The organism is Psychrobacter sp. CR212, assembly GCF_059693765.1.
This window is the reverse complement of sequence record NZ_JCATIF010000004.1, coordinates 16226-39701: the sequence shown is the minus strand read 5'-3', so window position 1 is coordinate 39701 and position 23476 is coordinate 16226. Positions and strand designations below refer to the sequence as shown.

22 protein-coding genes are annotated in these 23476 nt (G+C 43.1%); 13 read left to right on the top strand and 9 right to left on the bottom strand.

The window, feature by feature from the left end:
* Window positions 1-76 precede the first annotated feature (76 nt).
* Window positions 77-1897 (bottom strand): acyl-CoA dehydrogenase C-terminal domain-containing protein, encoded by a 1821-nt coding sequence (locus AC58CZ_RS08835; RefSeq protein ID WP_494224290.1) that lies wholly within the window; start codon window positions 1895-1897, stop codon window positions 77-79.
* A 393-nt stretch (window positions 1898-2290) separates the two neighbouring features.
* Here AC58CZ_RS08835 and AC58CZ_RS08830 point away from each other — a divergent pair, with 393 nt between their 5' ends.
* Window positions 2291-3415, top strand: coding sequence for an FUSC family protein (locus AC58CZ_RS08830; protein ID WP_494224291.1), 1125 nt, complete (start codon window positions 2291-2293; stop codon window positions 3413-3415).
* Between the two features lie 79 nt (window positions 3416-3494).
* On the opposite strand, the gene aroE is transcribed toward AC58CZ_RS08830, so the two are convergent.
* On the bottom strand, window positions 3495-4361 hold the full coding sequence (gene aroE / locus AC58CZ_RS08825; RefSeq protein ID WP_494224292.1) for a shikimate dehydrogenase: 867 nt from the start codon (window positions 4359-4361) through the stop codon (window positions 3495-3497).
* 422 nt (window positions 4362-4783) lie between these two features.
* Between aroE and AC58CZ_RS08820 the strand changes: the two genes are divergently transcribed.
* Window positions 4784-5413, top strand: a complete 630-nt coding sequence (locus tag AC58CZ_RS08820; protein ID WP_339605603.1) for a hypothetical protein — start codon at window positions 4784-4786, stop codon at window positions 5411-5413.
* A gap of 12 nt (window positions 5414-5425) precedes the next feature.
* Window positions 5426-6403, top strand: coding sequence for an aminotransferase class IV (locus AC58CZ_RS08815; protein WP_494224293.1), 978 nt, complete (start codon window positions 5426-5428; stop codon window positions 6401-6403).
* Here AC58CZ_RS08815 and AC58CZ_RS08810 read toward each other — a convergent pair.
* Together AC58CZ_RS08810 and AC58CZ_RS08805 are read right to left on the bottom strand one after the other, a co-directional pair.
* On the bottom strand, window positions 6400-7083 hold the full coding sequence (locus AC58CZ_RS08810) for a DNA methyltransferase (RefSeq protein WP_494224294.1): 684 nt from the start codon (window positions 7081-7083) through the stop codon (window positions 6400-6402). The two genes, AC58CZ_RS08815 and AC58CZ_RS08810, sit on opposite strands and share 4 nt — an antisense overlap.
* 109 nt (window positions 7084-7192) lie before the next feature.
* Complete coding sequence (locus AC58CZ_RS08805) at window positions 7193-7393, bottom strand: DpnD/PcfM family protein (RefSeq protein WP_494224295.1); 201 nt, start codon at window positions 7391-7393, stop codon at window positions 7193-7195.
* A 171-nt stretch (window positions 7394-7564) separates the two neighbouring features.
* Here AC58CZ_RS08805 and AC58CZ_RS08800 point away from each other — a divergent pair, with 171 nt between their 5' ends.
* Window positions 7565-8059: a hypothetical protein gene (locus tag AC58CZ_RS08800; RefSeq protein ID WP_494224296.1), complete on the top strand. Its 495-nt coding sequence runs from the start codon at window positions 7565-7567 to the stop codon at window positions 8057-8059.
* Here the strand turns inward: AC58CZ_RS08800 and AC58CZ_RS08795 are convergent.
* Window positions 8056-8820, bottom strand: coding sequence for a DpnI domain-containing protein (locus AC58CZ_RS08795; protein WP_494224297.1), 765 nt, complete (start codon window positions 8818-8820; stop codon window positions 8056-8058). The genes AC58CZ_RS08800 and AC58CZ_RS08795 overlap by 4 nt on opposite strands.
* Before the next feature lie 170 nt (window positions 8821-8990).
* On the opposite strand from AC58CZ_RS08795, the gene mltG reads away from it, so the two are divergent.
* The gene (mltG, locus tag AC58CZ_RS08790) at window positions 8991-10271 is read left to right on the top strand and encodes an endolytic transglycosylase MltG (RefSeq protein ID WP_494224298.1); all 1281 of its coding nucleotides are present in this window, start codon (window positions 8991-8993) and stop codon (window positions 10269-10271) included.
* Window positions 10272-10456: 185 nt separating this feature from the next.
* Window positions 10457-11089: a dTMP kinase gene (gene tmk / locus AC58CZ_RS08785; RefSeq protein WP_494224322.1), complete on the top strand. Its 633-nt coding sequence runs from the start codon at window positions 10457-10459 to the stop codon at window positions 11087-11089.
* A gap of 155 nt (window positions 11090-11244) precedes the next feature.
* On the opposite strand, the gene AC58CZ_RS08780 is transcribed toward tmk, so the two are convergent.
* Window positions 11245-13560, bottom strand: a complete 2316-nt coding sequence (locus AC58CZ_RS08780) for a cation:proton antiporter domain-containing protein (protein WP_494224299.1) — start codon at window positions 13558-13560, stop codon at window positions 11245-11247.
* 1015 nt (window positions 13561-14575) lie between these two features.
* Between AC58CZ_RS08780 and AC58CZ_RS08775 the strand changes: the two genes are divergently transcribed.
* The 7 genes from AC58CZ_RS08775 (at window position 14576) to AC58CZ_RS08745 (ending at window position 20835) form a co-directional block, all read left to right on the top strand.
* Entirely contained in the window at window positions 14576-15991 is a 1416-nt protein-coding gene (locus AC58CZ_RS08775) for a Do family serine endopeptidase (RefSeq protein ID WP_494224323.1), read from the top strand.
* A 662-nt stretch (window positions 15992-16653) separates the two neighbouring features.
* Window positions 16654-17559 carry a 4-hydroxy-tetrahydrodipicolinate synthase gene (gene dapA / locus AC58CZ_RS08770; RefSeq protein WP_058024869.1) on the top strand — a complete coding sequence of 302 codons (906 nt, stop codon included), beginning with the start codon at window positions 16654-16656 and terminating at the stop codon, window positions 17557-17559.
* Window positions 17560-17681: 122 nt separating this feature from the next.
* The gene (locus AC58CZ_RS08765) at window positions 17682-18011 is read left to right on the top strand and encodes a hypothetical protein (RefSeq protein ID WP_371531647.1); all 330 of its coding nucleotides are present in this window, start codon (window positions 17682-17684) and stop codon (window positions 18009-18011) included.
* Window positions 18012-18137: 126 nt separating this feature from the next.
* Window positions 18138-18851: a phosphoribosylaminoimidazolesuccinocarboxamide synthase gene (purC, locus tag AC58CZ_RS08760; RefSeq protein ID WP_494224300.1), complete on the top strand. Its 714-nt coding sequence runs from the start codon at window positions 18138-18140 to the stop codon at window positions 18849-18851.
* Window positions 18852-19161: 310 nt separating this feature from the next.
* Window positions 19162-19569, top strand: coding sequence for a hypothetical protein (locus AC58CZ_RS08755; RefSeq protein ID WP_494224301.1), 408 nt, complete (start codon window positions 19162-19164; stop codon window positions 19567-19569).
* Between the two features lie 284 nt (window positions 19570-19853).
* Entirely contained in the window at window positions 19854-20486 is a 633-nt protein-coding gene (locus tag AC58CZ_RS08750; protein ID WP_494224302.1) for a DNA-3-methyladenine glycosylase, read from the top strand.
* 37 nt (window positions 20487-20523) lie between these two features.
* A complete protein-coding gene (locus AC58CZ_RS08745) occupies window positions 20524-20835 on the top strand; it encodes a YqfO family protein (protein WP_071002521.1) in 312 nt (103 codons plus the stop codon).
* Between the two features lie 142 nt (window positions 20836-20977).
* Here AC58CZ_RS08745 and AC58CZ_RS08740 read toward each other — a convergent pair whose 3' ends face one another.
* From AC58CZ_RS08740 to AC58CZ_RS08730, 3 genes are all read right to left on the bottom strand, one after another.
* Entirely contained in the window at window positions 20978-21358 is a 381-nt protein-coding gene (locus tag AC58CZ_RS08740; protein ID WP_494224303.1) for a hypothetical protein, read from the bottom strand.
* A gap of 102 nt (window positions 21359-21460) precedes the next feature.
* Window positions 21461-22129, bottom strand: coding sequence for a hypothetical protein (locus AC58CZ_RS08735; protein WP_494224304.1), 669 nt, complete (start codon window positions 22127-22129; stop codon window positions 21461-21463).
* A 766-nt stretch (window positions 22130-22895) separates the two neighbouring features.
* A complete protein-coding gene (locus tag AC58CZ_RS08730; RefSeq protein WP_186475252.1) occupies window positions 22896-23099 on the bottom strand; it encodes a CsbD family protein in 204 nt (67 codons plus the stop codon).
* Between the last annotated feature and the right edge of the window lie 377 nt (window positions 23100-23476).

Sequence of the window (23476 nt, the reverse complement as noted above, 5' to 3'; positions counted from 1 at the left end):
TAATCATAATACGGTCAGTTAAACACAAAAAAGCGCCTAAATGATAGGCGCTTTTTCGTGGATTATGAATACAGTGTTAGTCTAGAAAAGCAAAGTTTTCGATATCCATCGCTGTCATGCTCTCGCTTGGGGCAACCATACTTTCAGCATGACCTGAGGTACGTGGTAGCAGCTTGTCAAAATAGAATTCGGCGGTTTGAATTTTTGCTTTGTAGAATTCTGGTGCTTCTGTGCCACCATTTTCAAGCTTGTCATAAGCGACCGCTGCCATACGTGCCCAGTGGTAGCCCATCATGACGTAACCTGAGTACATCAAGAAGTCATCTGATGCGGCTGAGATGATTTCACGGTCTTTACGAGCCATTAGCATCAAGCGTACTGTCAAGGTGTTCCACTCAGCGCACAGCTTGGTAAGTGCCCAAACAAATTTACGCATGTCTTTATCAAGGGCATACTCGCCGCACCATTTCATGATGCTTGAGGTATAGTCACGGATGATTTTACCTTTAGATTGCAAGATAACCTTACGGCCTAATAGATCCAATGCCTGTACGCCAGTCGTACCTTCGTACATGGTCGCGATACGAGCATCACGAGCAATCAGCTCCATACCCCATTCTTTGATATAGCCGTGGCCGCCATAGACTTGCTGACCGTGTTTGGCCGCTTCGATACCAAGCTCAGTCAAGAACCCTTTTAGGATTGGCGTATAAAAACCTAGCTTGTCATCCCATTTTTCAAACTCTTCTTCATCGCCATTGACGATGCCTTGTGCCATTTTGTCCGCATAGCGTGCTGAATGATAAATCATTGAGCGACCGCCTTCAGCAAAGGCTTTTTGCGTCAAGAGCATACGGCGTACGTCAGCGTGGTGGATGATCGCATCAGCTACTTTTTCAGGATCTTTGGTACCAGATAGCGTACGCATAGAGCGGCGTTCTTTGGCATAGGGCAATGCATTTTGGAAAGACAGCTCAGTGTGCGCAAGACCTTGGATACCAGTACCGATACGAGCAGTATTCATAAAGGTAAACATGGCTTTTAGGCCTTTGTGCGGTTCGCCAATTAGGTAGCCAGTAGCACCATCGAAGTTCAATACACAGGTAGAAGACGAGTTGATACCCATTTTGTGCTCGATTGAACCACAAACAACAGCATTGCGCTCGCCAGATTCGCCTTCAGCATTCGGCGTGAATTTTGGTACGATAAATAGCGAGATACCGCGTGTACCCTCTGGCGCATTTGGTAGACGTGCTAAAACAATATGAACGATATTGTCCGTTAGATCATGCTCACCACTTGAGATGAAGATTTTGGTGCCACTGATTTTGTAGGTACCATCATCCTGCGGGATGGCTTTTGATTTTACTTGGCCCAAGTCGGTACCACATTGAGGCTCGGTCAAACACATCGTACCTGCCCACGTTCCTTCGACCAGCTTTGGTAAATAAAGGTCTTTTTGCTCATCCGTACCGTATTGCAGTAGCGTATTGATACAACCAGTTGAGAGGCCAGAGTACATCGCCCACGGCCAGTTGGCAGTACCGATCATTTCAGCTTTGATTAAGTTGATTGATGTGGGTAGGTTCATTCCGCCGTACTGTTCAGGATACGAGATACCTTGCCAGCCGCCTTCTACAAATTGGTCATAAGCTTCTTTAAAGCCCTTTGGTGTGGTGACTTCGCCATTTTCAAAATGACAGCCTTCTTCATCGCCTGATTGATAGATAGGAGCAAGGACGTTTTCAGCAAAATCTGCCATACCCTGTAGGATCATATCTATGGTTTCAGGATCCGCGTTTTCGCCATTGTCTAGGCTTTTATAATGCGTTTGGTAATCAAATACATCATTAATCAAAAATTTGATGTCACGTAAAGGTGCTTTGTAAGTTAACATAATCGCTCTCTTTGGTTGGTTCGCTATCATAGACTTACGACGCGGTATTTGAGTCAAAAGTCATGTCAGCGATGTGTCATTATTTTAATCGAGATAGATACTATATCTGTTGTTATGAGTGCTAGTAATAAACAGCGAGTCCATTGTGAAGGGCTTGAGGACGTCCTTGTTGAGCGTCAGCTATTATTGCGTTGATATGATTATAAATCTTATAGACCAATAAATATACAATTCATAACTATTATTCATGACTTTTATTTTAATTAATCAATTTTAGTTTTATGAAGTGGCTGATATATGTGCTGGATGTGCTCAAAGATCATCTGTTATAGATGATTGATGATAAGCAGAAGACCGAAGAGTAATAGACATAATAAATAAGGCAGACCCTCTATGAGCGAGTCAAAATTACACAAACAAACCTCTTGGTTGACCGCGCTATTCACGCGTATTAAGGGGCTCATTGATGGTGAACTTGGGCATTTACTAACCGTCAATCGTAGCCGAAGACCCTGGCATATGCCTATTATTGCAGCGATTGCGATCAGTTTTCCTGTATTTGTGGGGGCTTACTTTGGTGACTTGTCTGCTGGAATCAAAGCGTCGCTAGGGTCAATGATTATTTTAAACCTGCCATTGGTGGGCGGGTTACCTTATCGATTGGTAACAGTGATGGCTTGGGGGTTTGCCATGATACTCAGTTTTGCGCTGGGTTTGATGGCGCAGCAAATCCCTGTACTCAGGCTGCCAGTCTTTATGCTTGTTGCGCTTAGCGTGGTGATGTTGGGTCGTTATTATAAGCAGCCACCACCAGCAGGGCTATTTACATTGATGGCTGGGGCAATCGCGCTGTTTATTCCTGTCCCGTTAGATCGAGTGCTCTCAGCGATAGGGCTTGTGTTATTGGGTAGCGGATCTTCGATGTTGCTCGCGCTACTGTATACACTGTTTTTGCTAGCCACACGTCCTATTGCCCCTGCGCCTAGTTATCATTATGAGCCAGATATGATCAGTGATAGCCTCATTGTCGTAAGTTTCATCAGTCTGGCGTTGGTAATAGCAGTTTTATTAGACATGCCTTATCCATATTGGGTGGCAATGAGCTGCTTTATTATTATTCAAGGCATCCAGCTGCGAACCATGTGGATCAAGCAATTGCATCGTATATTGGGTACGTTGGTTGGTATGGTGGTTGCCAGTTGGATGCTGTCTTGGGGGCTCTCGACATGGGGTGTCGCCGTGGCTATATTATGTATGATGTTATTGATTGAATCGTTTGTCGATCGGCATTATGGGCTGGCGGTGATTTTTATTACACCGTTGACGATATTTATCGCAGAGTACGGCAGCACGATGCCGGTGCCACCCGTGGCAGGAGATGTCATTCATACGCGCATGATTGATACGGCACTTGGCTGTGTGATTGGTCTGAGCGGTGGTTTGGCCATCCACTCTACAAAATTGCGTGAGCCACTGCGGCGTTTGGAGGATTGGCTGCTGCTGCGCTTTAGTGAATAAAAAGCAGCACAGTTTAAAAAGCAGTACACTTTTGAATGCTGCTTTTTGTTCAAGGCTAATATTTATTAAATGCTGTTATCTACCCAGCATTTTGACTCAGTGCTTCTGTTGCTTTTGAGACATCAATTGTATGACCAGTCCAGCGCTCAAAACTTAATGCGGCTTGTCCGATGAGCATGCCGTAACCTTCAGACGTTTGGGCATCACGCGCCGCGAAATGCTGCAAAAAGGGTAGGTCGCGCCCATACATCATGTCATAAGCGTATTGACAGTGTAGAGTATCATCCAGCGGCAGTTTATCGCCTGATAAGCCAATAGAGGTGGCATTGATAATCATATCAAACGTGCCGCTCAAATCCTTGGTGGCACAGGTCTGAATCTGCTGCGCTGCAATCATCGAACTTGCTGCGCTCAGCTCATCCACCAAATCTACCGCTTTACTCACGGTGCGATTGGCAATAGTCAGTGAGCCAATACCTGCTTGAATCAGCGGTAGTATGACACCGCGTGCCGCGCCGCCTGCGCCAATCAGGGCAACGCTAGCACCGTCCAGTGGCCAACCTAAGCGTGTTATGTGATTGACGAGCCCTTGTCCGTCCGTATTATCGCCGTATATGGCCTCTTTTATCGACGCGCCTTGTTGTAATAAATCATCATTAATCATAAGGGTATTGACCGCGCCTGCTGTTTTGGCATGCTCTGACAAGCCGCCGCGCGCCGCACAGCAGTCATAAGCGACTTGCTTAAAAGGTACGGTCACATTAGCACCCATACCGCCACCATGAAAAAACGCCTCAATGACCGCTGTAAAACTGGCAGCATCGTCAGGGCAATACTGGCGCTGATAGCGAATATCAATACCTGCCTGTAAGGCAAACTGCGCATGAATTTCAGGGGATTTGCTGTGGGCAATCGGGTTGCCAATAACGATGAAGTGTTGGGTCATAAAAGGTCCATTGGCTAAAAGAGGCAAGACATCATTGAAAATGCATCGCTTACGGCCATTTATCATAAGCGATAAAATGATGATTGACAAACCAATGGCTCACTTCATAAGCCTTATATCGGGCAGAGTTTGATGAGTGATATATTTAACAAATATGTACCTTCTTGGAACGTTATGTGTAACCTAAAAGGTAGTCAAGCGCTGAGCAGTTGGGTAAACTATCGATTATATGTTAATTAGTATAATATGCTCTAATGACTGTTAGGTTATAACTTTTATTACATACATTCTTTATTAAAAAATCCTTTGTTATCGGTGGCTTGTGGGCCAGCTCGTTAATATTCTTTTAAGATCAATCTAAAAGTGTGAGTAAATTATCCATGTGGAATCATAACCTTCAGACTCTTCTAGTCGGTACGATAATGGCAGTTAGTGTGACGCTTGGCGGCTGTGATAGCACCAAAGAGGATGCTCAAAATCCAGAGACAAACGCTGAGAGCAGCGAGCAGGCTGTGGCCGAGGCTCCTGTAGAGAACAGCGCGGTAGATAATCCTGATCTAGATGGCGCGACCGCCCAACAAGGTACACCAGTAAAATACGATGTCTCGGCATGGAACGCTGACAAGGGCGAGCCCCTTGGCACCGATGAGTTAGATAGTATCAAGTCAGCATTTGGTAAAGTAATAAGTACGGATGAAAATAGCCTAGACTATGCCAGTAATCCTGCCACCAAATATCGCTTTATGAAGACGGACGCGCCTTATCTAGATATTATCGACTCCGAAAAATATCTTGAGCTTGGCTGGTATTATGCCAATCCGACCGATTCTGATAAAGAAAAAGAGTTGAGCCAAGACCATGCCAAAAAAGCCTACCAACTATCGCGCCGACTGATGGGTGATGAAGGCGGCAAAATGGTCGCTGATATGCTCAGTAATCAAATCATCAAAAACAGAGTCATTGGCGGACAGAAAGTAGAACTGGCAAAATGTGAGTTTTATAGCTGTATGCTAGTCATCAATAAATCCGCTGCCCAAACAGACAATAGCTAAGCGATGCTAGACATGAGGTCACTGCCCAACAGCTGGGTATGTCTATATCCACAAGACGATACGGCAACCAGCAAAGCGGTGACACTGTCGCCAGACAACCGCGGCCTAGCATATGCGGATGGATTTTTTACGACCATGGGTGTGCTGGACGGACTCATCCTATGGGCAGACTACCATCAGCAGCGGCTCATCTCCCACGCTGACGCCTTGCAGTTAGATATAGACTGCGAGGAACTACTGGCAGTATTAAAAATGTATGGCCAGCAGCTAGATCAGGGCATGCTCAAGCTCGTAGTAACTCGCGCCGCACAAGATATTCGCGGTTATGGCTATGTACCAAGTGAATCAGGAAGCGCTTGTGAGATATGGCTAAAACCGACTGTTATGAGAGTCTCCACGGCTGTGCAACTGTCATTACCTGACGGCAATCTAGTACCCATGCAGCCGAATGCCTCAGCGATATGCTTATCTTCACAGATTGCCTGCCTGCCGCCATCGCTGGCAGGACTCAAAAGCCTGAGCCGCCTAGATAATGTCCTTGCCAGTGGCGAGCTACAGCGTATAAAAGCTGAACCATTAGCGGCTAACGTTACAAAGAGCCTCAGTGAAGGACTGCTACGTGATATGAGTGGTCACTGGGTTGAAGGTACGATGAGTAATGTGTTCTATCAGTTAGCAGATGAGCCTTTATGCGAATCTGAAACGCACTCTAGTGGCCACGAAGGTGTTGATAACAATCATGAGAGCTATCTAACAACAGGTCAATGGTATACCCCTTCCATGGAACAATCGGGCGTTGCTGGTGTGATGCGGCAAGTAATTATTGATGCTTTGTCCGCGACAGAATATCCAGTGGTGATACGGTCGTTATCAGATGAGGATTTGCCTAGGTTGACGCGGTTATTCTTTTGCAATGCACTGCGCGGCATCATGCCTATGAGTAGTTTGACGTTATTGTCAGGTGATATTATAGATTTTAAATCCGTTTAGTTGTCATTTCCTTTATTTAATAAACGATAGAAATGTTGTTTAAAAAACTCTTTTTTCCCTTCAAGTTGTAGGTCTTCATAGCGCGCTTGGCTGAGTTGTAGATATTCAGTTTCCTGCTCAATACCAATAAAACGTCTTTCTAAGACATTACCTGCGATACCTGTTGTTGAAGATCCAACGAAAGGGTCAAGTATCAAAGCATTTTTTTTGGTAGAGGCTAAAATCATCTGTGCCAACAATGCCAAAGGTTTTTGCGTAGGGTGCTTACCACAAGATTTTTCCCACTTAGCAATGGCTGGCAAGCGCCATACGTCTTTCATTTGCTTATCGTTATTGAGTCGTTTCATCAAGTCATAATCGAAATAATGTGGCACTTTAGGATGTTTTCTCGCCCAGATAATAAACTCTGTTGAATGAGTGAAAAACCGACAAGAAAAATTAGGCGGTGGATTGGTTTTTTCCCAAGTTATAACATTAAGTATTTTAAAACCAAGCGGCGGCAAAATACGACCCAGAGTAAAGATATTGTGATGTGTACCACTAACCCATAAGGTTGCATTATCTGCCATTTTCTCTCGGACAGCAAAAAGCCATTCATAGGTAAATACATAAGCATCATTGTCACTGACAAGCTTGTCGCACTGACCTTTATTGACTGACTGGACTTTACCGTTTTTCACTGTCAAACCATCATTGAATGTACTGGTCAAGAGACAGCGCTCTACTATTATCTATACGCTTATTCATTAATGTTCACAAGTACTGAGAGCTACTTTTGGTTTGAGCTAGCTACTCATTCTCTTCTACGCCAAAGATAATAAATTCAGTATCAAGCATATCATTAGGTTCTAAAATAATATCCTCGCTTCTATACATTTCTCGCGCTTTTAGTAGAGCAGTTTCACCATCTTCTGCAACCACTTCTATAAGTGCACTCATCGTTTCGATTACTTCTATTTGATAAGTATTTGAACCGCCTGTCTTTATCATAAATATCCTCAATAATTAAAGTCTCTCATATATCACTTCAGTCATTTATACCAATTAGATTAGCAAAAGCATTCAAAAGAAGTGATCGTCTGTTGTTACGCAGACTTGTGCCATAAAGCAAATCGATCAATGATCCTTTTTCAATAGAAATTTTTAAAAGGACAATATCGCATGCGTTCAATATATGAAGAGGTAAGAGTTCCAGTACAAATCAGACGTTTGATGGCATTTAATGAAATTTGTAGATTGGCCAAAGCTAAACCTGATGAAATCATGCATTTGTCGCCTTATACCCAATTAGCTTTTGGTGTCATGTATTTAAAAGACCTTAAAAGGTTTGTCGCTTTTGGAGGTATGTTTGAGTATGCGCATACGCGAGAAGAAGTCATCGAGCAGGGTATCGACGTTATTCCTAATGATGAATTGGTAATGTGTGCATTGACGGTTAATCTAATCCCTTTTACCAAACCTGCACGCAACTCGGTACAGCTGTTATGGCAGTGGAATCGTTATGTGCGTAATCGATTGCATGCTTATATTGACTATCGTGAAGAGCATTTTTTCAAAATCAATGATGAGATTGATTGGGAGTATCCAGCACATCAGTTCCATCAGCGTCTTGTGGCTACTGTGCGATTACCATTATGGGATGATAAGTGTTCTTAGTATAACTTTTGATAATGGCCACGGCTTATAAATTCAATAATGCCTTTATCTCGTAATACCTGTAACTGTTGGCGAATTTTATCTTTTACGTGGTTGTTTTCAGGATGTTTGAGCTGTAACTCATCAGCAAAAGCATAAACCTGATTGAGAGAGAAGTGAGCATCAAGTCGATCGATACATTGCCAAACATCTAATGTCCAGCCACGCGACTCTATAGATTGCGTGCGTAAAAATAAGGTTTTTTGGAATTGCTGGGTAACCGACTCTTTATCCATAATTTTTTGGTCTTTGACCAAAAATACTTTGCCTGATTCTGGCACTTTTCGTAAGTCAATATTGCAACCCACCCAACCTGCGCGTTTGGCAGTCACTGATAATGGTTTGCGCTTAATGATAATGTCAGGGGTAAAAAACTGCTTGGGAATAATTAGAAAGTTATTAACGGCGTATGCTTTTGAGTAGGTTAAAAAGAAAAAACTGGGATTGTCCTTACTATTGATACGCTCAACCATCGTCTTATAAGCGCCATCATTAACGATGTTGCTTAACTTGGCTTTTTTACTTTTTAGCTCATATTGCTCATTACAATGCGCGCAGTAAAAATCAGCAACAGGTTGACCGTTAGCAAATTCAGTCAAAGGCTGCTCGCTACAATTAGGACAGTAACCATTTTCTGTTACCCATGTTTCACTGAGAACACGAATAATCTGTGATTTAGAGTGATAGTTTTTGGCGAGTCTTTGGTCAAAATATAGATTCATAATAGAGTGTCAGCATCGATGGACAGTGATAAAAATAACAGTAAAAGGTGGGAATGTTGAGCCATATAAATCAGTGTATAGACCAAGTTAATGCATAAGCTAAGCAAATACCATTGAAAATCGTACGGTTCAGTGCTAAATTCTAGCAAACATCTGCCTCGCGAGTTGCCATGAGCAAGCCCACACCCAATACACCACCTGAACGTCCCAATGAGTCGCCATCGAATAAGCAAGATGGCACAGTCAAGGAGCGTGTAGACACCACGCTACCGGACGCGCAACCAGTGGTAGATAGGGTGCAAGACACGCCAGCAACCAATGTCTCACTGATCAGTGGCAACAGCAAACCGCGTCAATATAAAGTCAACAATCCCTCGTTTTTTATGCAGCGCGGTTATCAAGTACTGCTGGTGTTGGGACTTATTGCTGCGTTTTTCTTAGTCATGGTGTATCAGACCTTGTTTGGCCGTATCGAGCAGCCGCAGCAAATGGTCACGATTGAGCAAGGTCAGACGTATTATGGCCTATTGCCGCAGTGGCAAAATCAGATTCCGCTATTTTCGGCCAGCGTAGCCAAGCTATATATCAAGTCGCAAGTTGATGCGCCTTTGCATGCAGGTATCTATCAATTACCTGAAAATCCAACCATTGCTGAGGCTCTGCAAGTGCTAGAGCAGGGCGCAAAAGCGGCTATGGTAAAGGTGCAAATCATCGAAGGCAAAACCTCAAAAGACCTCTATCAAGCGCTGCGTGATAATGACAATATCGAAAAAGAAGTACTGACCGCAGGCAGTGATAATGCCAGCATTGCACAAGCGTTAGATTTGGCTGGTATATTGCCAGATAGCGTAACCAACAGCAGCGATCCTATCGTCAATCATAATCTTGAAGGGTGGTTTGCGCCCGATACCTATTATTACGGTGAAGGGACGAGCGATAAAAAAGTGCTCACGGACCTATATAAACGCCAGCAAAAAGCGCTGACTGATGCGTGGGAAAACCGTGCGCCTGACCTACCTTATAATAGCCCTTACGAAGCACTAGTAATGGCATCTATCATCGAAAAAGAAACCAGCGTACCAGAAGAGCGTCCGCTAGTCTCTGCCGTGTTTAGAAATCGCTTGGTTAAAAACATGCGTATGCAGACCGATCCGACCATCATTTATGGTATGGGTAACCGTTATGATGGTAATATCCGCCGCAAAGACATCGATGAAAAAACGTCTTATAATACCTATCAGATTGATGGCTTACCGCCAACGCCAATCGCGCTGCCATCTGCCGCATCTATCGAAGCCACCTTGCATCCTGCCGATAGCGACGCCCTTTACTTTGTGGCAACAGGTAACGGCGGACATAAATTTACCAATAGCTTGGCTGAGCACAACCAAGCGGTAAAAGACTATCTGAGCGTCATGCGCGAGAAAAAATCTCAAACACCGCCGCAATAAAGCACTTCTTTATCTCTTATAAAACGTATCGTTTATTGAGCGCTATAATCTAACGATAGCGCTCACCGATGACATAAGGTCATATCATGTCAGTATCTATACAGACCAACGCGCCATCCGCACAGACGAGTACAGCATCGTCCACGCTACCGGAATCAAATGCTTCACAAACGACGACCGCACCTATTGTAGGGCGGTTTATTAGTTTTGAAGGAACGGAAGGCGTCGGGAAAACCACGGCGATTGAGCAGCTCTGCTTGCAACTAGAGAAAAATGGTATTCACTACCTTCGTACTCGCGAGCCGGGTGGTAGTCCGTTTGCTGAGCGACTGCGCGATATATTGCTAGACCCTGCAACTGAAATTGAGGATGATACAGAGCTTTTATTATTATTTGCAGCGCGCTGTGATCATATGCAGCAAGTCATCCTGCCTGCTCTACAACGTGGCACATGGGTTATTTGTGACAGGTTTACGGACTCTACTATTGCGTATCAAGGGTTTGGACGCGGACATGGCGATAAAGCGATGCTGACCAAAATTGAGACGCTGATCGAGCAGTTTGTGACGCAGTTGCCTGAGCTGACTTTATGGCTTGATTTACCTGTAGCAGAGGGCATGGCACGCGCCAATAAGCGCAGCGCAGCAGATCGCTTTGAGCAGCAAGCAATGGCGTTTTTTACTTGGGTACATACCGGTTTTAGTCAACTTGCAAGCTCGCATCCTGAACGTATCCAGCGTATCGATGCGTCAGGGAATACTGATGAGGTGAGCGCGCGGATATGGCAGGCAGTCGTAGACAGATTTGATGTTGAATAATCATATTTGAGTGAGCATGTTTATCTTGTAAGTAGATTTAATAATCAAGCAGATGTAATAAAAATAAAAAGCCCCAGCATGTCGCTGGGGCTTTTTATTGATGACAGTTTGTTATTTAACCAATTATGACGTTAGCGGGTAAATAACGATAGAGTTTATTTATCACTATTTTTGTCATTCAGCTCACTCTGCTCGGCTTTTTTCTCAACCGCGCCAGAAGCGTCGGTGTCAGCTTTGGCAGTCGAATGAGTAGCACTGTCTTGACCAGAGTCAGGGAGACGATTGGGATCAAGCGCTCCTTTTTTGTTTTTAGGCGCGTTACCATTACCGTTACCGTTAGTATTACTATTACTAGGCGCTTTTGTTTTCGAGGTCGCGGTCGAGTTTGCTGACATCACACCTGTGTTCGCTGTGTTGGTAGCCTCTGTTTTTGGTGCTACTGCCTTATCATCGACCGCGACTGTCGCAGTATTGGACTTATCTATGGCGCTGTTCGCATTAGGGGCACTGGCGACGCTTTGCTCAGTATTTTGAGCCGTATTAGTTGGTGCCTCTGGCGCTGGTTTTTGTAGGTTATCGCCGCCCAGCTCTTTTTCTTTACGCTTTTCAGGCGCTTTTGAGCTGGACTCAAAATTGGCATCGGCGACCATACGCGCTTGCTCTTGTTTTGGTGTTACGTCCACTGGTTTTGGCTGTACTTCATCATCCACGACCAGTGAGATAAGCTTGCGATCGCGAGGCACCGTACCATCAAATTTATCAGTAATGACGTGCAGCTTGCCTTCTTTGTCTATGGTATATAGCGGCACAAACTGCTTGTTATCCGCTTTATACTGCTCAAAGCTATAGCTGTCAGTGATGTTGGTGATTTTGATGCGCGCTTTTTTGGACAGCATACTAGCAAGCTTGGTATACGTCACATCTTTGCCAAACAGCCACTGTGAATGGAAGTTTGACTGTTTATCGTCGCGCTCACTTTTGACTTTTTCATCACTAAACTTGAGACGGTATAGCTTACGCTCGCCAAATTCATGACGATAATGAATCTCAGACAAGGTATTCATCTCTTTGTCCATACTCATGGCAAACAAACGCCCAATACCAATCAGATCAAGATGGTGATCAGCGTGATCAGAGATTGGGTTGCCAAAATAAGTACGCAACCCACTCATGCGTGCGCGCGCGATATTGGTATAGTTATTATGCGCGACGATGACATCGAAGCCTTGCTCCTTAAGAGAGGTAGCGATGAGTAGGGCAATCGGGTTTGAGCCGACGATAAGAATACCGTTGGTCTCAGGCTCACGTACGCCCAGCAAGTTGCCGACCACCTTTGCGCCCAGACCCTGAATCATTACCGTGCCGATGATGACCATAAATACCAATGGTACAAGCAGCTCAACGCCTTGGATATCATACTCTTGCAAACGAATCGCAAACAGGGATGAGATAGCAGCAGCGACGATACCGCGAGGGCCAATCCAGCTGATCATCAGCTTTTCGTTGGTTTTGAGGTTGGAGCCGATAGAGGACGCCCAGACCGACAGTGGACGCGCCACAAACATAACGATGGCAAGTAGCACCAGACCTGCAAATCCTACGCTCAATAAACTTGCCAGCTCTACACGAGCCGCCAAAATAATAAAGAGGACGGAAATCAGTAGAACGGTTAATGACTCATTGAACTCTAGAATCGTCTCGCGTGGGAATTTCGGCCAGTTTGCCAAAGCTACACCCAAGACTGTGACAGTCAATAGCCCTGACTCGTGCTCTAAATGGTTTGAGACCGAAAATAGTACCAGCACAAATGCCAAGGTAAAAACATTGCGCAAAAACTCAGGCACCATATGACGACGCATAAGAAACGCCAGTAACCAAGCGCCTGCCATACCAAGGGCCGTTGCCAATACGACAATTTTGGCAAATAGCAAGATACTACTGGCTTCACCGCCTGAGATGATATATTCATAGACCAATACCACGGCGATTGCACCGATTGGATCAATGATAATGCCTTCCCATTTGAGGATGTTAGAGATGGTTTTATTGGGGCGCACGCTACGCAACAGCGGCATAATGACCGTCGGACCGGTCACGCAGACCAGCGCACCAAACAGGAGTGCAATCAATGGATCGACATCGAATAGCAAATAAGTCGACAGCGCCACGATAGCGATGGTGATGAGTACACCAATCGAGACCAGCATTTGCACGACAGTACCATGCTGCTTGATCTCATCAAACTCTAGCGTTAGCGAGCCCTCAAATAGAATAATTGCCACGCCCAAAGAGATAAAGGGGAACATCAGCTCACCTAATACCAAATCAGGGTCAAACACCCCCAGGACTGGTCCGATGATAATGCCAATGAGCAATAAAAATAAAATGGACGGTTGCTTCAAATACCAAGCCAGCCATTGGGCGGCAATGCCAATCCCAACCACGCCGGATAGCAATAGGGCGGTATCCATAAATTAATCCTTTTGTAATCTTGTCATATTTTATATCTATCCATAGCTGCTATAAGATAGTCGCTACCGTTCGTTTATGATCAATTGTTATCATTACTGATTGTATCTGGGTCATCACACTGATAGCCATCATGAATCGCAATATGAGCTTGAGATGATATATACACTATAAAGTAGCAAGGGCAAAAGCATTCTTAGACAAATAACAGTGGTCTAAAAGTGCAAAAGATGGAAAACAGGGATGATGATAGCCAGCTTGATAAACGAGTAGTCGATAGTATTTTTACTAATTGACTTTTGTTTGTTTTATGATTTGTTTTGCTTGCTATCATAACATGATTTGATTCATATACATGTATATAGAGCCTGCCACGATATCAGCGCGCAGCCACAAAATTGTACAAAGTCAGTATGAAATAACCATGCCTTGGGTTATCCTGCATTATGGAAATAATGGCAAGATAACGTTTTGTCCATCATACAGTAGCTACGTTGGTCATGCACGCCGCCAAAACAACAATAATATGACGTCAATCAGAGACCGTATATTGGCGCTGAGGGTTTATGTTTACTAAAGCCAACAACCCTGGTTTTGATTAAAATAAATATAAAAACGGGGCTGACATGATCGTTACTATATCAGCCTAGCGATAAAACATATATGAAATCGATGCATAGCACGAATACCATCGTGTAATATGAGTATAACGATATAGTCAATCCTAAATAAAACAGATACATTATATATCAAGGTGGAACTGGTCTAAATTTTCCTTGCGTGCTGTGCCTACGCAGACAGAGGCTGCGAAAAATTTATCCCAGTCCCACTGTATCGTTTTTATACTGAATTCACTATATAAGCAAATATAAGAACGCTGACCAATAACGATTGGGGTTATGTGCGTCAGGCAAGACGTTATCGAGTACCATCATCTAATTACCAACAATAATAATGACCATTCATATGGAGGACAATATGCCTATCAATATGTTTAAATCACGGACCACTGTCGATATGCGACTTTGGTTACAGCGCAGTGCGCTGGCGCTCGCTGTGAGTACGGCGATGGTGGCTAGTATTAACGTCACCACAATGAGCAATGCACATGCGGCTGTAACCACGGCTGATTTCTCTGGCCTAGTTCAACAAGTGACACCCGCAGTGGCGCGCGTCAACGTCACCAAGACAGTCAGTGAGGCTGAGCTTGCTAAGGCGCAAACGGCTGAAGTGTTGCGGCAGTTTTTTGGCGATCGGGTGCGCATTCCTGATCGAGCAGTCACGCCAGCGATAGAGCATGCTTATGGTACGGGCTTTTTTGTCACATCTAACGGCTACATGCTGACCAATCATCACGTCATTGAGGGCGCTGACAAAATCACCGTCACACTTAATGATAGAACCGAGCTTGATGCAGCCTTGATTGGTAGCGACGAGCGCTCAGATGTGGCGGTACTAAAAGTTGAAGGCACTCAGTTCCCCGCGCTACCGATTGGCGACTCAAACAGCTTAAAAGTAGGGGAGCCCGTACTAGCCATTGGTTCACCATTTGGTTTTGATTATTCAGCCTCCGCTGGCATCGTCAGTGCCAAATCACGCAGCTTCTCACGCGAAACCAGTGTGCCATTTATACAAACCGATGTGGCGCTCAACCCTGGTAACTCAGGTGGCCCCTTATTCAATCAGCGCGGTGAGGTGATTGGTATCAACTCGCGTATCTTTAGTGGGACGGGCGGCTACATGGGACTATCGTTCTCTATCCCGATTGACGCTGCTATGGATATCTATGAGCAATTAAAGACCAGTGGTGAAGTCGCTCGCGCATATTTGGGTATCTATCCGCAAGATATTGACCGTAATCTGGCCGAAGCTTATAAATTGGATAAACCACAAGGCGCTTTGCTGACCCGCGTTTCTCCAGACTCGCCAGCACAAAAAGCAGGTCTAAAACCTGGTGACATTATCTTGCAGTACAATAATGTACAAATCATGCGAGCATCCGACTTATTGAATCTGCTCAACCGAGCAAAGCCAAGCGATCCATTTCGCGCACAGATTCAGCGCAATGGTAAGCAGATGATCATTAGCGGTAAACTCGCTTATGCACCTAATGATGTCAGAGCCCAAAGTGGGGATCAGCAAAGTGATGATGTCCAACTGGGCCTACGTTTGCGCGATTTGACCAAAGATGAACAAGCAGAGATTGCTACAGACAATAAAACGGGGGTGTTGGTCACGACGGTTGATCCGACAGGGTTAGCCGCGCGCTCGGGGATTTTGGCAGGTGATGTCATTACCAATTTTCACCAAAAGCCTATTAAAAAGGTAACGGATTTCTCTGGTGCGATCTCTTCTCTACCCAAAAAAGGCGTTGTCACGATAGAAGTTATTCGACAAGGCATCCCTGCTATTATTGGTCTGCGTATTGAATAGATAAAACCATAAGGAAGTGATTTGGACAGCAGCATACCGAAAAACACCGAAAAGTATAATTGCTCATCATAAATACCGCTCGCTATAAGAGATACGCAAACGGATATTGCATCAGTCTGCAAATAATGTATTTAAATATTCATCAGCAGCGGTATAGGCACGCGAGGCCTGCCTTTTCGCTTATATCGTCCCACCATCGATGTGTTGACGATTCGTTAACATTAATCAAAAGACTTATCAGTGCTGATTCATTACGCTAAACTAGCTATTAAGTTCAGCGTTTATTTATTGATAAAGCTCTGAGCTTATATTTATGGTTTTTGGTAATACAAAAGCCTCTTTTTGACCTTTGATTTATGATTGCAGCATCAATTGATTGATAGCGGTCAAATCAAAATATGCTACACTAGCAGGCGTTTTTATTATTATATTTTATGGTGCAACAGGTATTTGCGGTCACTGGCATCGATAATGCCAATACTCACTTTAATACGCAGTAATTTATAATGTAAACGTTATGATAATAAATAAAATTTCAGCATTAACATCAAGCAAGGGTTGGCCATTAGCGTTTATCAACGTATATAAATTTTTGGCACTTGCAAACGACCTATCATGTGACAGCTTTGATAAAAGCTAGGATAATACAGTAAGGCACGGTTATGAGCACAGCATACGACGAGATCAAAACCCGATTACAAGGCTCAATGGTAGCCTTGGTAACGCCCATGCACCCTGACGGTACAGTTGATTATAAACGTCTGGCTGACCTCATAGACTGGCAGATCGAGCAGGGCACGCATTGCCTCGTTGCTGTCGGCACCACTGGCGAGTCGGCAACCCTATCGATGCAAGAGCATAGCGATGTCATTCGCTATTTTGTCCAGCATGTTAAAGGTCGCGTACCAGTCATCGCAGGTACTGGTGCGAACAACACCATGGAAGCGATTAAACTGACTCAAGACGCAGCAGATGCTGGTGCAGACTGTGCGTTATTGGTTGCTCCTTATTATAATAAGCCGCCACAAGAAGGTTTGTTTCAGCATTATCAAGCCATTGCTAAAGCCGTCAATATTCCTCAGATGCTCTATAATGTACCGGGTCGCACGGTCGTCGATATTGCCCAAGACACGGTCGAACGTCTTGCTGATATCGACAATATCGTTGCTATCAAAGATGCGACAGGCTCTGTTGGTCGCGGTGAGCAATTGATTAAAGCTGTTGGTGACAGAATGGTCGTATTGTCTGGTGATGATGGTACAGCGCTTGATCTACTAAAAGTAGGTGGTAAAGGCAATATCTCAGTGACTGCCAACGTGGCTCCAAAAGCCATGAGCGAGACTTTCGCTGCTGGCTTGCGTGGTGATTTTGAAACGGCTAGTCAGATTCATGACGTAGTCAAACATCTACATCGTGACTTATTCATCGAGTCAAGTCCTATTCCAGCTAAGTATGCGCTACATAAAATGGGCATGATCGATAAAGGGATACGCTTACCACTCGTTTGGTTGGCAGAGCAACATCATGCGACTATTGATGAAGCGTTGGTTCGAGCAAACATATTATAACCTGATCTTCAGCGATTTAAGACTTGTTGCTTGACGATTAATATTCAAGAGAGCAACAAGTCAACTTACCATGATGAGTCAATCGCCTAAATGAGCAATAACTGCTAACTCAGAGAGACAACATGATGACAATATCATCAAAAACAGTATCATCAAAAACGACAAAACTACTTCCTGCAATGCTGACCTTAGTTTTGGGTAGTACGCTGGTATTGAGCGGCTGCCAAGCGACCAAGAGCCTGCTTGGTAAGCGCGACAATGGCAGCTTAGACTATCAACAAAGCAAAAAGCTTGCACCGATAGAGCTGCCGGCTGCTCAAGAAACAGCGCCTTTCGTGCCTTTGTACCCAACACCGAATGTGGGCGCGAACACGCTTAAACTACAGAATGAGTCAGGTAATCAGTATCAGTTGCCAAAGCCTCAGCGTGCTGTTAGTAGCCCTTCAAACTAATTTATTTCTTCATTTGTACCGCCGATTTTTATGATTATTGATTAAAATAATATCGATATTGTAATAAGAGTCAGCGGTCGCTGCGCGTTTTTACCACATAAGCTTGAACGAACAGGAACCCCCATAATGCAAAAGCAACAACTGCTGTATAAAGGCAAAGCCAAATCTGTCTATGAAACAGAAGACAATGATCTTCTGATTTTACACTTCCGTGATGATACCTCAGCGCTTGATGGTAAGCGTATTGAACAATTGGCACGTAAAGGTGTGGTAAATAACCGCTTTAATGCTTTTATCATGCAAAAATTGTCTGATGCTGGCATCGAGACGCATTTTGAAAAGCAATTGTCTGACGACGAAGTATTGGTCAAGCGCTTGGATATGATTCCTGTAGAGTGCGTGGTGCGTAACTTTGCCGCTGGTAGTTTGGTACGTCGTTTGGGCTTAGAAGAAGGGCAAGCATTGACACCGCCAACGTATGAGCTTTTTTATAAAGATGATGCGCTAGGTGATCCGATGGTCAATGAGTCGCTCTCTGTATCTCTTGGCTGGGCGACCAAAGAACAATTGGCTAAGATGGAAGAGCTGACCTATCAAGTCAACAATGTACTCAAAGCATTGTTTGATGCGGGTGATTTAATCCTAGTGGATTTCAAACTAGAGTTCGGCGTATTCCATGACCGTATCGTATTAGGTGATGAGTTCTCACCAGATGGCTGCCGTATCTGGGACAAGAACACCAAGAAGAAACTTGATAAAGACCGTTTCCGTCAGTCATTAGGTGATGTGATTGAAGCTTATGAAGAAGTGGCTGACCGTATTGGTGTGCCATTAAAATAAGTATCTGATACTTAGCATAAAATAAAAACTGAGCCATGTGCTCAGTTTTTTTATGGCATTATATTTATGATGGTTCCTTAGTGAGGACTTGAATATTTGGCTGTAGGATGATGGTATCAACGTTTTAACTTGCTGAAATACTCCTAGGGTACTTCATGGTGTACTTACCATACATATTCTATTAGTGATCGGTGCGCTATACAGGCATCGAACTGTTAAAAACCTTTACAGAATTCTTTATACCTACTCGTCCAGTGTACATAAAGCAATCAAGCCGTTTGTTTTTAATCAATATTTAGGGAGTTTAGATATGAAAATAGATGATGAAAATCAAGCATATAGGATTTTTGCAAATGGTCTTATGGCTCATTTAGGTAACGAGTATTGGAAGCAAATGTCTAATCATGTCGATATCTATGAGGGAATGACACAGTCTTCTAAGGTTATAATTACTATCAAGGGAGATAAGATAGATGAATATAGAGAACTATATAACGAACTGCTTTTCCTTGAACATGATGCCTCATTATTTCTCAGAAACCATATTTTTAACCTTACAGGAGAAAAAATATGGGGCTTAACCTTTACTCTATACCCTGATAGTAAGTTTGAAATAGAGTATGACTACGATAAACCAAAAGATTATGAAGAAACTAATGAAGTTATCACTAGAGGTGAAATAAATCGGACTTTTAAAAGTGATAGTCTAAAGTCATGAATAGTAATTGAAAGCATACCCTAACGAAACCAGTTATTTCACACCAAAAACCTATTAACAGACCACTTAAAATAGACTGCTATAATGGAATCACTTATAACAGACTATAATTCCCATCTATTTATCAACAGTATCACTCTTCAGCCATAGGCTTATCACTTAATTCGTATAAAAAATCAAACATAGCGCCAACACTGTACTCCATACCTTATCTTACTTTTATGCTAATTTGTTAGTACTTACTCATATCAATTAGACCATAAAAATAAGAAAAGGTTTCGCTAATGTCTACTGCTTCATCAACTGTTTTAGAGCCTAACTGGTTCACTCGTCCGACCTGTGTGGTCGCTGCTGACTTGATTGGTAAAGTTATATGTCGACAGCTAACCGTTAGCGACGGATCAGAGAAAGTTTTGCGAATGCGTATTTCTGAGACCGAAGCCTATATTGGTCAAGATGATCCCGCTTGCCATTCACATGCAGGTACTCGAACGGCGCGCACAGAGATTATGTATGAGCAAGGCGGTGTGTTTTATGTCTATCTGACCTATGGCGTGCATCATATGCTAAATTTGATTAGCGGCTCTATAGAGTCACCTGAATCGGTGCTGATTCGCGCTGGGTTTTTGACCGATGATAGCGACCGTCTGATTGATGAGCAACAACTCAGTCCAAATAAGCAGCTGACTCACCCCAAGCAGTTTGCAGGGCCAGGTAAACTGACCAAGCGCTTGCAGATAACTCGCGATTTATATGGCAAACCGATCTCGCCAGCTTCAAAGGTCTGGGTAGAAGATGATGGCTGCCAGCCACCTGTATCAGTGCGTCCGCGTATCGGTATTGATTATGCCGGTGATGCTAAAGACTGGCTGTTACGTTATATATGGACTGATCATCCTTCTTTATCTAAGAACTAGTAGATTGAGATTTAAATCTATTTTGTGAGGTAAGTTCATGTATAAGTTGACGGTTTTTATTCCTGATGAGGCCTTAGAGCAAGTAAAGTCCGCATTGTTTGCTGCTGGTGCTGGGAGTATTGGCGATTATGAACAGTGCTGTTGGCAAGTGCAGGGTACAGGGCAGTTTATGCCGTTAGCAGGTAGCGCGCCGCATATCGGTAAGCAAGATAGTTTAGAAACGGTCGATGAATGGCGAGTAGAGATGGTCGTCGATGACGCATTTATTACTGCTGCTGTCATCGCGTTAAAAGAGGCGCACCCGTATGAAACGCCAGCGTATGATGTGATAAAAGTCTTGGATTTTTAGTTTTATCTAGAAAAATATTAGCTTGTTGAATGTAGGAATTCTCACAAAAAAACCAAATAAGCCACTTGATGACTTATTTGGTTATAAATTTTTTGATATTTCAACTGAGTATTAACAGTGAATATCAGACCCTAATAATCGATTAATCCTTTTTAATCTTAATGACGTTGTAGCTTGGATAGCCCAGTTCGATTTTATAATCGTCGCGACCACGCTCAGCTTTGACCTTGATTTTACGGTCGCCCTTTTTATATTTAACATCTTTGACACGGTATCCCATACTACTAACTTTGTTGGCAGCTCGACGCTCTATAGCAGCTGAGTAGACGTTTTTATCCGCTTTTTTATGCTTGTCTTGGTGCTTTTTATGCTCTTTTTTATCTTTGTAGACGTCTCCATAGATATCGTCATATACACTATAGCCGCCAGGTGTGGTGACACAGCCAGTAGTTACCGCTAATAAAGTAGCGACAATACTGCCAGACAATGCCGTTTTTAGTGTTGAAGATGATAAAGCTTTCATAAAAATGTCCTCATAATCTACTATCGTTGGATAAAGATAGTTTTCTAATATTTCAGTAAAGGGGCGTGTAGAACTGCTCTACTGACAGTAGTGTCAGCGTCATCAGTCTTTTTTAACGTTAATAACGTCTAAATTTGGATAGCTAAGCAATATCTCATACTCCTGCGAGCCGCGTCTGGCCTCAATGTCAAAGACACCACGCTTGTTTTTTTCTTCAAGATCGATATCTTCGACACGGTAACCCATAGATCTTACTTTATTGATGGCACGGCGCTTGATCGCTGGGTAACGTGACTCTCTTTTAATGCTGTCCTCTATATCACCTTTTTTATAGCGCTTGTCGTTCTTATATTTACCATTATCTTTATGCTTATCTTTTTTATAGCGGTCATTGTCTTTTTGATACTTGTTATCTCCCCAATTGTTCGACCATGATCTTTTATTTGAGCTGATGAGTCTTAGAGAAGGATAAGTATATGTTAGCTCATAGAGCTGATTATTCTTTTTGGCAAAAGCTGTCATTGCGCGATCGCCACGATAGCTATCAGAGCGAATGTCTATGACTTGATAGCCTTTGCGGCGTAAGTCTTGACGTAGCTGCTGGCTGACACGGTTGAAGCTATCGTTCTGCCGATTATTATCACCACGATATATGGGCTGGTTATCATAGCCAGGACCAACGACAGCACAACCGACAGTGGTACCCAGTAGAGCAACGATAAGAACAGTAGATATGGTTGTCTTAAAGGAAAACGGTTTTAGAGTTTTCATGAGGCAATATCCTATAAGGTTTCAGAGAGCTTGCGATAAGAATGCTTATATAAGTCAAAGGTAGAAGGTTCTAAAATATGTTGATACAGCCATACTCAGATAGGTATTAAGAGCTACTATCACTAAAAAAACTATTTTTAGAAATGTTTTCTTACATTATCTATCATAGGATACAAAGCTTTATATTAAGTGTCATTTGCGTTAATAAGTTGTAATTATTGAGAATAATTAAATCGTTGTAAGCATATGCTTACATGCAATGACGTTTACGCGACTTAACATGAGAGTGAGAGTTAGGCATTATGGTTACACGGCATTAGGGAATGTGACTCAAGGATTGAGTTGGCCGCATTAAGGATAATGATTCAATTATTAGCATCAGGATGATAATAATAGTTGAAGTAAGGACACATACCCATTGCTGATAGCAGCAGTTAAGATTAGATGCTGTATGCAGTAATAAGGGCAGGATGCCCAGTATCACAATCACTGAATATTTGTGCAAGGATGCATAGAAAGCAGTCGTGATAGGTAACATGGACAGTTAACAATAAAACCGCATAACAATTTATTGCTATGCGGTTTTATCGTGTCTGGGAAATGCTAAACAGTTTTATATGGTATGAGAAACCTCTATCTAAACTATTATTTAACTGACATCATTATCTACCTAACACAAAAAAGCCGCATAATTTATTATGCGGCTTTTTATTTTCTTTAAAGAATATCTATTTTTCAGAAAACTTTCTTTTATAAGAAAAGTGGATTAGTAATTGTTTTCGCGGCGCCAGTCATCTACTTCGCGCTCAGCATGATCTTGGGCATGACCATAACGCTCTTGGACACGGCCAACCAGCTTATCACGGCTGCCTTCCACTTGATCTAAATCGTCATCAGTTAGCTCACCCCATTTTTGTTTTACTGAGCCTTTTATCTGTTTCCATTCGCCTTTTAAAGTATTCTCATTCATGATTATATTCCTTTTATTTTGTTTAATTCACTTTCATCAAATAGTCTTTGAGTTTATTGAAGATATGAATATCGTTTGTTAAAGCTACTGATTTATTACTTTTTTTATTTTAGTAGTTCACAAGTATCATTGGTTGCTACCAAATATCTTGTGATAATTAATATAGGGCTTTTCAATTCAGCTGTCTGTATACGCTATGTTTATAGTGTTACTTAATTATAGTGAGCGTGCATCGTGTGTTATCTGCTCACCGACTGTATTAATGATGCGTAAATTGCGTCTATTGTACGTAATATCCATCGAATTGAGACCGATATCTAAAGGTAAGTGTCACATGGGGAACTATAAATATACGGGCTAGGTAACTGCGCAATCTC

Coding starts and splice junctions, on each gene's coding strand:
- AC58CZ_RS08765 (WP_371531647.1), top strand. CDS start 17,682: ATGATGACAATATCATCAAAAACAGTATCATCAAAAACGACAAAACTA.
- AC58CZ_RS08730 (WP_186475252.1), bottom strand. CDS start 23,099: ATGAATGAGAATACTTTAAAAGGCGAATGGAAACAGATAAAAGGCTCA.
- AC58CZ_RS08795 (WP_494224297.1), bottom strand. CDS start 8,820: ATGAATCTATATTTTGACCAAAGACTCGCCAAAAACTATCACTCTAAA.
- AC58CZ_RS08745 (WP_071002521.1), top strand. CDS start 20,524: ATGTATAAGTTGACGGTTTTTATTCCTGATGAGGCCTTAGAGCAAGTA.
- AC58CZ_RS08820 (WP_339605603.1), top strand. CDS start 4,784: ATGGCAGTTAGTGTGACGCTTGGCGGCTGTGATAGCACCAAAGAGGAT.
- AC58CZ_RS08835 (WP_494224290.1), bottom strand. CDS start 1,897: ATGTTAACTTACAAAGCACCTTTACGTGACATCAAATTTTTGATTAAT.
- AC58CZ_RS08735 (WP_494224304.1), bottom strand. CDS start 22,129: ATGAAAACTCTAAAACCGTTTTCCTTTAAGACAACCATATCTACTGTT.
- AC58CZ_RS08830 (WP_494224291.1), top strand. CDS start 2,291: ATGAGCGAGTCAAAATTACACAAACAAACCTCTTGGTTGACCGCGCTA.
- purC (WP_494224300.1), top strand. CDS start 18,138: ATGCAAAAGCAACAACTGCTGTATAAAGGCAAAGCCAAATCTGTCTAT.
- AC58CZ_RS08740 (WP_494224303.1), bottom strand. CDS start 21,358: ATGAAAGCTTTATCATCTTCAACACTAAAAACGGCATTGTCTGGCAGT.
- AC58CZ_RS08780 (WP_494224299.1), bottom strand. CDS start 13,560: ATGGATACCGCCCTATTGCTATCCGGCGTGGTTGGGATTGGCATTGCC.
- AC58CZ_RS08800 (WP_494224296.1), top strand. CDS start 7,565: ATGCGTTCAATATATGAAGAGGTAAGAGTTCCAGTACAAATCAGACGT.
- AC58CZ_RS08755 (WP_494224301.1), top strand. CDS start 19,162: ATGAAAATAGATGATGAAAATCAAGCATATAGGATTTTTGCAAATGGT.
- dapA (WP_058024869.1), top strand. CDS start 16,654: ATGAGCACAGCATACGACGAGATCAAAACCCGATTACAAGGCTCAATG.
- AC58CZ_RS08805 (WP_494224295.1), bottom strand. CDS start 7,393: ATGATAAAGACAGGCGGTTCAAATACTTATCAAATAGAAGTAATCGAA.
- AC58CZ_RS08775 (WP_494224323.1), top strand. CDS start 14,576: ATGCGACTTTGGTTACAGCGCAGTGCGCTGGCGCTCGCTGTGAGTACG.
- aroE (WP_494224292.1), bottom strand. CDS start 4,361: ATGACCCAACACTTCATCGTTATTGGCAACCCGATTGCCCACAGCAAA.
- AC58CZ_RS08815 (WP_494224293.1), top strand. CDS start 5,426: ATGAGGTCACTGCCCAACAGCTGGGTATGTCTATATCCACAAGACGAT.
- AC58CZ_RS08750 (WP_494224302.1), top strand. CDS start 19,854: ATGTCTACTGCTTCATCAACTGTTTTAGAGCCTAACTGGTTCACTCGT.
- mltG (WP_494224298.1), top strand. CDS start 8,991: ATGAGCAAGCCCACACCCAATACACCACCTGAACGTCCCAATGAGTCG.